This window comes from Amycolatopsis sp. NPDC004079, assembly GCF_040610415.1.
GTDB lineage: Bacteria > Actinomycetota > Actinomycetes > Mycobacteriales > Pseudonocardiaceae > Amycolatopsis > Amycolatopsis halotolerans.
The window spans coordinates 107,265-119,138 of sequence record NZ_JBEXMH010000017.1 but is presented as its reverse complement, the minus strand read 5'-3'; the positions used below and the strand labels follow the sequence as shown (position 1 = coordinate 119,138).

Here is an 11,874-nt window from a genome sequence, read left to right as displayed (position 1 = left end):
GACTATCGATTACTCGCGATTACGCAATGGAGCGTGTGGCTGACATGAGAAAACACTGGCGCCGAGGCACCGCTGCCGTTGCGGCGACGATCGTGCTCGGCTCGACCGCGGCGTGCGGCGGCGGGTCGTCCGACGCGTCCGGCGAGACGACGTTGCGGGTGATCGTCAACATCACCCCGAACCTCACCCAGGAGTACTGGAAGGGCCTGTTCGCCCAGTACGAGCAGAAGCATCCGGGCGTGCACGTCAAGCTGGAGCTGACCGGCACGATCTCGGCGGGCGCGAAGCTCAACCAGGACCTCGCCGCGGGCGATCCGCCGGACATCGCCCAGCAGATCATCCCGACCAAGGAGAACGCGCAGCTCTTCACGGATCTCAGCGACCAGGAGTGGACGAAGGACACGCCGCTCGCGCAGCAGCACGAGATCGAGGGCAAGCGTTACCTGGTCGGCGTCGGCGAGCAGATCCAGTCGCTGGTGTTCTACAACAAGGCCGCGTTCGCGAAGGCCGGGGTCGACCCGGCGGCGATCAAGACTCTCGACCAGTTCACCGAGGCGATGGGCAGGCTTAAGGCGGCGGGCTTCCAGCCGCTGCAGACTGCGGGGCAATGGGTTCCGGGCGCGCAGTTCTCCATGACGGCCGACGCGGGCGTGCTCACCGCCGATCCGGAGTGGACAGTGAAGCGCACGGGCAAGAAGGTCAGCTTCGCCGACAGCGGCTACGTGAAATACCTGCAGCGCTACCAGAGCTGGATCCAGCAGGGCTACCTCCAGAAGAGCGCGCTCGGCCTCACCTACACCGACGGGCAGGCCGCGTTCCTCGCCGGCAAATCGGCGATGTACGTGATGGGCTCGTACTTCGTTCCCTCCGCGGACAAGGCGAAGAAGAGCGACGAGATCGGCGTGTTCAGCATGCCGACCGACGGCGCGTACCCGTCCGGCCAGTTCGGCAACGTCGCGGATCCGTACGTGGTCGCCGCGGCCTCGCCGCACCCGCAGGAAGCGACCGAGTTGGTGCGCTGGCTCGTCACCGACAAGGAGGCTGTGCGCAGCCAGCTCGCAGCAGACGGCAACCTGCGCAAGGGCTTCACCTACGAGATGTCGAGCCTGGGCAAGCAGGTGCAGCAGATCCTCGAAGCCGCGCCGTCGGTGCTCGTGAAGGCGGGCGAGCGCCAGCCGATCGACGGGTACACCACCGAGCTCAACACCCAGGTGCAGTCCCTGTACACAGGCTCGTCGGCGCAGCAAGTCGCGGAGGGTTTGGACAAATGGTGGAACTCGCAGAGCTGACGAAGCCGGTAGCGGCACCGCCCGCGCCGCCGCGGCGGAACACGCGGCCGCGAGGCGTCCGGCTGCGCGCGGCGGCTGTCTCGCTGGGCATGGGCGGTCCGGCGGTGCTGCTCTACACCGTGCTCACTGTCGTGCCGGTCGGGGTCGCGATCTATCTCAGCTTCACCGACTGGAACGGCTTCTCCAAGGCGGTGTTCGTCGGGCTGAAGAACTACGCGAAGCTGTTCTCCGACCCGGCGTCGGGCCGCGCGTGGTACGTCACCGGCATCATCTCGGTGGCGGGCACGGTGCTGATGGTCGGCGGCGGGCTGGTGTACGCGCTGGCCTTGCGCGGACGGTCCAAATGGAACTCGTTTTTCCGGGCGCTGGCCTACTATCCGCACGTGATCAGCGCGCTGATCCTGGGGTACCTGTGGGCGGCGATCCTCGGCACCAACGGCGCGATCAACAGTACGCTGCAGAAATTCGGGCTCGGTCCGATCGGATTCCTGTTCGACGAGAAGCTCGCGCTGATCGCGTTGATCTGGGTCATCGTGTGGGCCGGGTTCGGCTTCAACGTGGTGCTGTTCGTCGCCGCGCTGCAGACGGTTCCGGCGGAACTGCTGGAAGCGGCGGCGATCGACGGCGCGTCCAAAGCGCAGATCAACCGGCGGATCGTCGTCCCGATGATCGCCCCGGTGGTCACCGTCGCGACCGTGCTGAACCTGGTCGGCCTGATCCGCGCCTACGACCTCGTCGTGAGCCTCACCGGCGGCGGACCGGCCGGTTCGACCCAGACGTACGGATATCTCATCCTCGCCAAATCGTTCGAGGGCACCAAAATCGGTTACGCGACCGCGCAGGCCGTGTTCCTGATGGTGGTCTCGGCCGCGCTCGCCCTGCTGGTCACGGCGTTGCGCAACCGGCAAGACCAAGCCGCGGCCGGATAAGGGGGCAAGCAGTGGTGGTACAGGTGCGGCCGCGGGCTGTTCCGGCGAAGCGAGTCACGGATCGCGAGGGCGGCGTCGTCCGGTTCGTGCTGCTCGCCGGGCTCCTCGTGGTCATGGTGGTGCCGGTCTATCTGTTGCTGGTCAACAGTTTCAAACCGCAGGAAGACATCGTCAACAACCCGTTCGCGCTGCCGATCGGGAGCTTCACCTTCGATTTCATCAAGGCCGCGGCGACGAGCCCGGACTTCAATGTGCTGCAGGGCTACGGATTCACGCTGTTCCTCGTCGTGATGGTGGACATCTTCTGCATCGCGCTCGCCGGACCCGCGGCGTACGTGATCGCGCGCAGCCTGAAGAAACGCACCCAGTTGCTGCTGCTGTACTTCCTGGCGGGCACGTTCATTCCAGGCGCGGCGCTGGTGATCCCGGTGATCTACGTACTGCGTTCGGTCGGCCTCGCGAACACCGTGACCGGCCTGATCGCGCACGACGTGGCCTCGACGCTTCCGGTGAGCATTTTCCTGTTCGTCGGCTTCATCCGCACCATTCCGGTCGACATCGACAACGCGGCGACCATCGACGGCGCGGGCCGGTACCGGACGTTCTGGATGATCATTTTCCCGCTCATGCGCCCGGCCGTGGTCACCGTGCTGATCCTCAATTCGATCGGCATCTGGAACGACTTCGTGAGCCCGCAGATCCTGCTGAGCCCCGGTTCCGGCCACTACACCGTGACCACCGCGATCTACGCCGGGATCAGCCAGTATTCGACCGACCTGACGAAGGTGTTCCCGAATCTTCTGCTGGCGATCGCTCCGGTGATCATTTTCTTCATCTACATGCAACGGCACATCATCAGCGGCCTCACTGTCGGGGCCGTGAAGGGCTGAGTCTCTCTCATGAGGAGTAAGGACAATGCAGTGCTGAGGAAGGTCGCGGTCCTGGCGGCCGCATTCGTCACGACGCTCGCCGTCGCCCCTGCCGCTTCGGCCGCCGGGCGCACGTTCTACGTGGCCACGAACGGCCACGACACCGCGAACGGGCAGGCCCCGACCGCGGCGTTCCAGCACGTCCAACGATGCGCCGACGTGATGGTGGCCGGTGATACCTGCGTCATCGCCGGCGGCACCTACCGGGAAACGGTTAAGCCAGCCAATTCAGGTACTGCCGGAAAGCCGATCACCTATCGCACCGCGCCCGGCGAGAAGGTGACGCTGAGCGGCGCGGAGCCAGTGCGCGGCTGGGCGAAGGTGTCCGCGGCCGACGTCGCTGCCATTGCCAAGACGGACCCGTTCGCCGCGAACTCGCCGTTCAGCCAGGCGGTTTCGGCGGGGAATATCTACAGCACCGCGGTGGATCTGGGCAGCGATGTGACCACCGTGCAGGTCTTCACCGACGGGACCATGGGCGTCGAGGCGCAGTGGCCTTACCCAGGCCTGGATCTGGTGACGCCGAAACTCGCGTACGCAGGCGCAGGCAGCGCGGACGCGACCATCGTCGACCCAGGCATGACCCGTCCGGCCGGATACTGGAACGGCGCTCGCGCGCTGACCGGATACTGGTATGTGTCGGCAACGTCCACAGTGAACACTTCGGCAGTGGGCTCGGTGACGTTGGCCGCGGCTCCGCCGTGCACGCACAAGGTCGTGCCGAAGGACACGCGGTACTCGCTGTCCGGCAAGATCGGCGAGCTCGCGAATCCGGGGGAGTGGTTCTACGACACCACCGCCAAACGGCTTTACGTGTACAGCACGGACAACCCGACCGCACACAACGTCGAGGCGAAACGACGCAAACTCGCCTTTGATCTCACGAACAGCAGCTACACGAACCTGACCGGACTGACTTTGTTCGGCGCTTCGGTCCAGACCGGTTCTTCGAGCACGAATGTGGTGCTGGACAAGATCAATGCCCATTACCTGTCGCACTACACCGACATCACGCAGGGCGCGACGGACTGCGGTTCCACCGTCACCCGCGGCGTCGCCGACACCGGCCTGGTCATCAACGGCACGAACAACCAGGTCGTCAACAGCAATCTCGCCTACAGCGCAGGCAATGCGATCGCGTTGCGCGGCCAGCACAATACCGCTTCCAACAACGTGATCCACGACGCCGACTATCTCGGCACCTACGCCGCGGGCATCGCCGTCGCGGGGAATAACCAAACCGTGCAGCACAACACGATCTACCGCGTTGGCCGGAGTGGCATCAACCTGCAATGGGACGTCGCGACGGGTACGACACCCGGCCCGGACCGGATCGCATACAACGATATTTCCCAATACGCACGGCTGAGCCTGGATACGGCGGCGATCTACACCTGCTGCGCCTCCGACATGCTGCGAACGTCGATCGACCACAACATCCTGCACGACGGCACGCCCACTCCCGGCGTGAACCCGTTCGCCGTAGCCGGGATCTATGCCGACAACGGTCAGAGCAACCTGACCATCGCGAACAACGTGGGTTGGAACAACCTCGAGAAAACCGTGATGCTGAACGGTCTCGGTTCCGGTTCGCGCGACAACCTCGTCTACAACAACACCGGCGGCGCGACGTTGTTCTACGTCAAGGGGCCGGGGCAGTCGACCGGAACCAAGCTGTACAACAACATCGGCGAGATCGTCGGCCTAGCCGGGGCGACCGACGGCGGAATGCTGATCTCGAACAACCTCCCGGCAGGCACTGACCCGAAGTTCGTCGACGCGGCTGCCCACGACTACCGGCTGAGCGCGGATTCCCCCGCGCGCAACGCGGCGATCCCGTTGCCCGGCATCAACGACGGCTCCACCGACCCGACGCCAAGCCTCGGCGCGTATCAGTACGGCGCTCCTAAATGGACAGCTGGAGCGACGCGGTAAAACTGGCGGCGCCCGGAACGGTCCGGGCGCCGTTTGTTTTCAGTTTTCCTGGATCCACGCCGGACTGATGCCCATCTCGGTAAACCGCCAGCCTTCTGCCGTTTTGGTCGCAGCAGTGGTCAGCCGCAAACCGCTGCGGCGATGGGGCGGCTCGCCCTCGCGGTAGAAGTAGACGAGCTGATTGGCAGTCGCCGTGGCACGCTCGCCGTCGAGGTCGACCAGGATGTCGCTGTGCACGTGCTGGGCGAGTTCGTCGCGCTGCTGGGTGAGGAATTCGGTCACCTCGGCCAGCCCTCTCAGCTCGCCGCGCGGGGAATGAACGGCGATGTCGGGGTGGTAAACGCGGTCGATCTCGTCGTGTCGCCGCTCGTCCAGCATCCGCGCGAGACGGGCGAACAACTCGGCGACGTCGAGACGATCAGTGGTCGGCATGGGAACTCCTTCAATGTTGGTGCGACCAACAATAGAGCAAAGTTGTTGGTCGCGCCAACACTGCTAGCATGAGCGCCATGGACGAGATCCCGCGCCGCCTGACGGAGAAGCCGAGCTGGCTGCTCACCCAGCTGACCGTGCACGCCCGCCGGCTGGTGTCTCAGGGCTTCGCCGAGGCCGGGGCGCGCGGATACCACTACCGGATCCTGGCGGCGCTGGACGAGTTCGGCCCGGCCAGCCAGGCGGACCTGGGCCGCCGCTGCCGGGTGGACCGCAGCGACGTCGTGGCGGCGGTCAACCAGCTGGCCGAGCTGGGCTACGCGGAACGCACCCCGGACCCGGACCACGGACGGCGCAACATCGTGCACCTCACCAAGTCCGGGGGCCGCCAGCTGCGCCGGATGGACAAGGTCCTGGACGGGGTCCAGGACGAGCTGCTGGGGGCTTTGCCAGCGGAGGAACGGGCGACGTTGGTGCGGCTGCTGGGTCGGGTGCTGGCTGAGCACGAGGTCGGCTGAGCCTGCGAGCGGGGAGCGCCGGAGCGGTTCCGCAAGTTCCCGCTCGTCTCTTGCCGCCCCAATGCCACATTGGGTGCGTCCCGCGCACCCAATGTGGCGTTCGGTGCATCAAACGCATCCAATGCCACGTTGTGGTAGCCGGGTGCGGCGGCCGCGCTGCGGCGATACGGCGCCTCGGCCGAGCCGCGGGCCTGAACTCCTCGCCTGCGCCGGACCGCGCACCGTCGACACCGCACCCACACCGGGCCTGCCTTCCGCTGCCCGCTCGCGGCTGCGGGAGCCCCGACCTCGCTCCGGCCCCTCACTTCTTCCGGCTGGCACTCCCACGCACAGCCCTCTTCTTCTGCGCCCGAGGATCCGGCACCGGCGACTGCCCCGCCGCATGCGCCGCGAAAGCCTCCGCCGCGGCCTCCCCGTCGCGTTCGCGCAGCAGCGACACCAGCCGGCTGTGCTCGTCCGCCATCGCGTGCCAATCGCCGTCGAACAGCGGGTCCGCGATCGCCCGCAGCGCGCGCAGGCTCGGCTCCAGCACCTCCCACATCCGGGTGAGGAACGGGTTCCCCGGAATCTGGCTGACCAGCGTGTGGAACGCGATGTCGGCGTCGCGGAACTTGCCGACGTCGTTGAGGGCCACCGCGCGGTGCATGTCCTCGACCAGTTCGTCGAGCGCGGCGAGGTGCTCGTCGGTGATGTGCTCGGCGGCCAGCTGCGCGGCGAGCCGTTCCAGCGGTTCGCGCACCTGCCGCGCGTGTTCGGCGTCCTGTTCGGAGATCTCGACGACGAAATTGCCCCGCCGCGGGATGTGCGTCAGCAGGCCTTCGCGGGCGAGCTGTTTGACCGCCTCGCGGACCGGGGCCTGGCTCACGCCGAGCCTGCGCGCGATTTCCGATTCGACGACGCGTTCGTTCGGCTCGAGTTCGCCGTCCACGATCGCCTGGCGCAGCAGTGCGTACACCCGGTCGGAGATCAGCGGGTTGCGGAACTGGTCCTTGTTCGTGGCCAGCGTGGAGGCGAAACCCGCTGGTGCGTCGTCGGTTTGCCGTGTCTGGCGTGTCGGTGCCATGAGATTCCCATCGTGCGCTGCCGGAACCGTCCTGCCATGATAGGCGGGATCGCCTAACAGGTATCGATGGACCGGGTCAATTCTCGAGCAGTCCGGCCAGCCAGGCCAGTTTCACCGTTTCGTGCGGGGCCGCGCCGCCCTCGTGGTCGTTGAACGGATAGCTGCGGATGCTCTTGTGTTCCGGCGCGAGTCCATTGAGCGCACCGTAGTGATTGAACGCGGCGAACACCGTCGAGGGCGGGCAAATGTGGTCCATCAGCGCGGTGGAAAACAGCGCAGGCGCGTTCGCCCGCCGGGCGTGGCTCGCGCCGTCGAGATAAGCGAGCGTGCGGTTCACCGTTTCCGCGTGCTGCCGGCGCAGCTTCACGAACTGCTGCACCTCGACGTACGGCGGCTTGTCGGTGATCGTGGTGGCGCGCGGAAAATGGCACAGGAACGGCACATCGGGCATCGCCGCGACGAGGTCCGGCACGAGTCCGGCGGCGGCCAGCGCGATCCCGCCGCCCTGGCTGGTGCCGGTGACCACGACGCGCGCCGGATCGACCTCCGGATGCGTGCGCACCGCGTCGACCGCGCGCACGGCGTCGGTGTAGACGCGGCGGTAGAAGTGGCGATGCGGGTCGAGGATGCCGCGGGTGAGGAACCCCGGGGCGGCGATGTCGCCGGTCGACGGGTCGGGGTCGGGCGTTTCCGCGCCCTGGCCGCGGGTGTCCATGATGAAGTGCGCGTACCCGGCGCTGGCCCACAACGTCTTCTCGTGCGGCACGCCGCGGCCGCTGCCGTATCCCAGGTATTCCACGACTGCGGGCAGCGGACCGGTGCGCGTGACCGGCAGCTGCAGCCAGCCGCGGATCGGTGCGCCGCCGTAGCCGCGGAAGGTGACGTCGAAGGTGTCGATCGTGGCGAGGCCGTTCGGCGTCGGCTCGAAGGTCGCCTCTACGTCGACGGCCCGCTGCTCGGCGAGCGTCTTCGCCCAGAACTCGTCGAAGTCGGCCGGTTCGGGGAGCGTCGGAAGGTAGCGTTCCAGCTCGTCGAGGGGCAGGTCGAAGAAGGCCATTGCGTTGGATCTCCAGGACTCCCGGGGCGACAGTCAATCATCGCCTATCGATCGTTGAATCGAACCAGGCGCGCGGGAACGTTGTCAACCGGCCAGCCGGTAGACCCGGCGAGGCGTGCTGACCAGGATTCGGTCCCGTTCCGCCGGGGAAACGGCCTCCGTCGAGCGGGCCAGCGAGTCCGCGCGGGAACCGCGGGGCAGGCAGATCGGCCAGTCGGAGCCGACGACGCACCGGTCCGCGCCGACCGCGTCGAGCACCTGCCTCGCGATCACCGGAGTGCCGTGCTGCTGGGTCAGCAGTCCGGACAGCTTCACGACCACGTTCGGCACCGACGCAGCTTCTCGTAGTTCTCGTTGCCATTCGCCGAGGTCAGAGGGGTTGCCGAGATGGTCGACCACGACAGTCAGCGTCGGGTATTCGACTGCCGCCTCGGCCGCGGTCCGCAATGCGTGCCGGTGGAGGTTGAGTTCGAGAACCACCCCCGCGTCGGCCAGCAGCGGCACGAGCGCACGGGCCGCTGGCGGGGTAGCGGCCCAGTCCGCGCCGCCGATCCGCATCCCGTTCGGCGGGTCCGGTTCGGCCAGCAGCGTGCGGAACTCGGCGGCCTCGTAGACGTGCAGATTCCCGACGTACCCCGCGATCAGTTCTGGGTTTCGCCGCCGTAGCTCCCGCAACGCGAGAGTCTCGCCCGTATCCCCGCGCGATGCCTCGACCAGCACGGTTCCGGTGATACCCAGCCCCGCGCCCGCGTCCTCCAGATCCCTTGGGCCGAATGCGCGGTAATGCGGCGAACCGGGCTTGATCCAGGGAAACCCGGCGGCCGGGTCCCACAGATGCGCGTGGCAGTCGAACATCTCGCGGCCTCCGGGAGTATTGACACGGGGAATCCCGGTCTCGATGATAGCCATCGGTTATCGATCAGCAATAGAGAGCGGGTGGCGGCGATGCAGGACGTGCCTGAGGTGCGGGCCGGTCGCAAGCTGGCGGCGGTGCCCGAGTGGGCGCGGCTGGAACGGGACCTGTTCGCCGCACTGGACCGGGCGTGGCCGGTGTTCTCCGCCCGCTACACCGAAGGCGACGGCCGGCTGGTCTTCCGCGACAAGCTCGGCGAGGGCCACGACGACCGCGACGGCGTCGACGACTTCTACGAACCGTTCTTCAACTGGCCGACCCTGTACCTGCTCGGCGGCAGCACCGAGATTCTCGACGCCGCACACCGGCATTGGCGCGGCGTCACTGAGCAGCTGGCCGAAATGGGCATGGTCGTCGACGGCATCGAACGCGGCTACGACTGGTTCCACCAAGGCGAAGGCCTGCTGCTCTACTACGCCCTCTGCCTGGCGCGCCCCGACGACGCCGAACTACGCGACCTGGCCATCCGGTTCGCCGACCTTTACCTGCCCGGCGGACCCAACTACTCCGCCGAACACCGCGTGATCCGCGCACCGCACACTGGTGCGGCAGGTCCGCGCTGGGGATTCAGCGACCACGAGGAGTACTTCCCGTGGAGCGAAGCGCTGCGCCCGTACGGACTTCCCCTGGACTGGCTGGGCATCACGGAGTTCGACGACCTCAAGGACCCAGCGAAGGCCCGCGCTTACGGCCGCGAAATGTGGGAACGAATGGGCCGCGGCGACGTCGTCGTGAACCTGGCCGTGACCAGCCTGGTTACCACTGCTTTCCTGCTAACTGGTGAACAACGTTACGCGGATTGGGTCGCGGAATACGTCGGCGCCTGGCTCTCTCGGCTAGAAGACCGCGAAGTGCTGCCGGACAACGCAGGCCTGCATGGCGAAGTCGGCGAACACCTGGACGGCCGCTGGTACGGCGGACACTACGGCTGGGCCTGGCCGCACGGACTGAACCCAGTCGGCACCGCCACGCTAGTCGCGGCAATGAACGCCGTACTCCTGACTGGCGACGAGTCCTTTTTAGACCTTGCCCGCAACCCGCAAGACGCGGTGCTGAAGCAATCAGAACCGCGCACCGGCGCAGAAATGGGCACCCTGAAGAAACGCTGGCAACCACACCTGCGCGAACTGGACGGCGCCCCGACCCTGATGGTCCCGCAACGACACGACGACTCCGGCTGGTTCGACTACAACATCATGCCGACGCAGCTGCCCGTCTCGCTGTGGCAGTTCAGCCGCAACACCGCGGACCTCGAACGGATCGAACGCTTGCGCGCGGAGTCCACTTGGGACTGGTCGACCGTCCACACGCAACGACTCAAGGACGAAGCCGGTCACGAAGAACCTTGGTTCGAGTACCTGCACGGCCGCAATCCCGAGTTCCCGGAACGAATGCTGCGCAGCGCTTTGGACAGCAGCGCGGCCAAGCTGGCCGCGATCGAGCAGGATCCGGTGGCTGTTCCCAGCGCTCTGGACATCCACCACTGGCAGGACCACAACCCCGTCGTCACCGAGGCGCTGCTGCAGCTGACCACCGGGTCGCCGCAGATCCTGTACAACGGCGGTCTCGCCCAACTGCACCTGCGATACTTCGACGCAGACCTCCACCGCGCTGGCCTGCCGGAAGACGTCGCCGCGCTGGTGTCCGACATCGCGACCGAGCACACCGTCGTCGACCTGGTGAATCTCGGTGCCACCACACGGAATCTCCTGCTGCAGTCCGGAACTTTCGCCGAACACCGCCTGGAATCGGTGCGGGTCGACGACGCTCCGGCCCTTCCTGTCAATGGCCGGTACCTGCGAGTGGAACTACCGCCGTCGAGCGCAGTCCGACTGACTCTGTCGGTGACGCTGCGAGCTTCGACGCCGACCATGCGCGCACCCTGGGAGAACGAACAATGAACGTCAACCTGCCGCGCCTAGGCATCGGCACCGCACCGTTGGGCGGCCTGTTCGAAGAGGTGTCCGAAATGGACGCCGCAGCGACCATCCGCGCCGCCGTCGATAGCGGGATCACCTACTTCGACACCGCCCCGCGCTACGGCCACGGCCAAGCCGAGGAACGACTCGGCCGTCTGCTGCCAGAAGTCCCTCGCCCGGTTATCTCCACCAAAACCGGCTGGCTGCTGCGCCCAGAGTCCAAAGTAGAACCCGTGTGGACAGAACGCGGCATCCGAGAGTCGCTGGAATCCAGCCTCACCCGCTTGCAACGGTCCTCTGTGGACATACTCTACCTGCACGACCCAGACGAATTCCCCGACGAAGTCCGCGCATCGGCTTACCCGGCCGTGCGAAAGCTGCGTGACGAAGGTTTGACCCGCGCCATCGGCTTCGGCATGAACCATGCCGAAAAACTGGCCGCATACGTCGCCGAGTACGAAGTGGACGTCGTCCTCATCGCAGGCCGATTCTCCCTGCTAGACCACGACGCGCTACGAACCCTGCTGCCGCTGTGCGCCGAACGCGACACAGAGGTAGTCGTAGGCGGCGTATTCAACACCGGCCTGCTGGCCGACCCGAACTCCGCGGCGATGTTCAACTACCGCCCAGTGCCCGCCGAACCACTGGCTCGCGCGCGCCGCTGTGCAGAAATATGCGCAGATTTCGACATCCCTCTCACCGCGGCCGCCATTCAGTTCCCTTTCTTGCATCCCGCGGTCCGGTCAGTCGTAGTCGGCTGCCGCTCCGCCGCCGAGGTCACCCGCAACGCGACTGACTCCCGGCTGCCGATCCCCGATGAGCTGTGGAAACGGCTCGCTGCGGAAGGTTTCGTACCGCCGGAACTGCTGCCAGCCTGAGCCCGAGTACTG

The 11,874-nt window shown here is 66.6% G+C and carries 11 protein-coding genes; 7 read left to right on the top strand and 4 right to left on the bottom strand.

Features of this window, described 5'->3' with window-relative positions:
- Positions 1-44 precede the first annotated feature (44 nt).
- Genes ABZX37_RS19755 through ABZX37_RS19740 form a run of 4 tightly spaced genes read left to right on the top strand, consistent with a single transcriptional unit; the run spans position 45 to position 5,082 of the window.
- Positions 45-1,289 (top strand): extracellular solute-binding protein, encoded by a 1,245-nt coding sequence (locus ABZX37_RS19755; RefSeq protein ID WP_354741389.1) that lies wholly within the window; start codon positions 45-47, stop codon positions 1,287-1,289.
- Positions 1,268-2,218, top strand: a complete 951-nt coding sequence (locus ABZX37_RS19750; protein ID WP_354741387.1) for a sugar ABC transporter permease — start codon at positions 1,268-1,270, stop codon at positions 2,216-2,218. Before ABZX37_RS19755 ends, ABZX37_RS19750 begins: the two co-directional genes overlap by 22 nt.
- Positions 2,219-2,229: 11 nt before the next feature.
- On the top strand, positions 2,230-3,108 hold the full coding sequence (locus ABZX37_RS19745; protein ID WP_354741385.1) for a carbohydrate ABC transporter permease: 879 nt from the start codon (positions 2,230-2,232) through the stop codon (positions 3,106-3,108).
- A gap of 30 nt (positions 3,109-3,138) precedes the next feature.
- Positions 3,139-5,082 carry a right-handed parallel beta-helix repeat-containing protein gene (locus ABZX37_RS19740; RefSeq protein WP_354741383.1) on the top strand — a complete coding sequence of 648 codons (1,944 nt, stop codon included), beginning with the start codon at positions 3,139-3,141 and terminating at the stop codon, positions 5,080-5,082.
- A gap of 39 nt (positions 5,083-5,121) precedes the next feature.
- Here the strand turns inward: ABZX37_RS19740 and ABZX37_RS19735 are convergent, their stop codons facing one another.
- Entirely contained in the window at positions 5,122-5,514 is a 393-nt protein-coding gene (locus ABZX37_RS19735) for a nuclear transport factor 2 family protein (protein WP_354741381.1), read from the bottom strand.
- Positions 5,515-5,582: 68 nt separating this feature from the next.
- Here ABZX37_RS19735 and ABZX37_RS19730 point away from each other — a divergent pair, with 68 nt between their 5' ends.
- Complete coding sequence (locus ABZX37_RS19730; protein WP_354741379.1) at positions 5,583-6,032, top strand: MarR family winged helix-turn-helix transcriptional regulator; 450 nt, start codon at positions 5,583-5,585, stop codon at positions 6,030-6,032.
- A 301-nt stretch (positions 6,033-6,333) separates the two neighbouring features.
- Here ABZX37_RS19730 and ABZX37_RS19725 read toward each other — a convergent pair whose 3' ends face one another.
- The 3 genes from ABZX37_RS19725 to ABZX37_RS19715 all read right to left on the bottom strand — a co-directional run bounded on the left by ABZX37_RS19725 (position 6,334) and on the right by ABZX37_RS19715 (position 9,061).
- Positions 6,334-7,095: a GntR family transcriptional regulator gene (locus tag ABZX37_RS19725; RefSeq protein ID WP_354741377.1), complete on the bottom strand. Its 762-nt coding sequence runs from the start codon at positions 7,093-7,095 to the stop codon at positions 6,334-6,336.
- 76 nt (positions 7,096-7,171) lie between these two features.
- Positions 7,172-8,152, bottom strand: a complete 981-nt coding sequence (locus tag ABZX37_RS19720) for an acetylxylan esterase (protein ID WP_354741375.1) — start codon at positions 8,150-8,152, stop codon at positions 7,172-7,174.
- Between the two features lie 84 nt (positions 8,153-8,236).
- The gene (locus ABZX37_RS19715; protein ID WP_354741373.1) at positions 8,237-9,061 is read right to left on the bottom strand and encodes an amidohydrolase family protein; all 825 of its coding nucleotides are present in this window, start codon (positions 9,059-9,061) and stop codon (positions 8,237-8,239) included.
- 36 nt (positions 9,062-9,097) lie between these two features.
- Here ABZX37_RS19715 and ABZX37_RS19710 point away from each other — a divergent pair, with 36 nt between their 5' ends.
- Together ABZX37_RS19710 and ABZX37_RS19705 are read left to right on the top strand one after the other, a co-directional pair.
- The gene (locus tag ABZX37_RS19710) at positions 9,098-10,966 is read left to right on the top strand and encodes a hypothetical protein (RefSeq protein ID WP_354741371.1); all 1,869 of its coding nucleotides are present in this window, start codon (positions 9,098-9,100) and stop codon (positions 10,964-10,966) included.
- On the top strand, positions 10,963-11,862 hold the full coding sequence (locus ABZX37_RS19705) for an aldo/keto reductase (protein WP_354741369.1): 900 nt from the start codon (positions 10,963-10,965) through the stop codon (positions 11,860-11,862). The genes ABZX37_RS19710 and ABZX37_RS19705 overlap by 4 nt, the downstream gene beginning before the upstream one ends.
- The last annotated feature ends 12 nt before the right edge of the window (positions 11,863-11,874 follow it).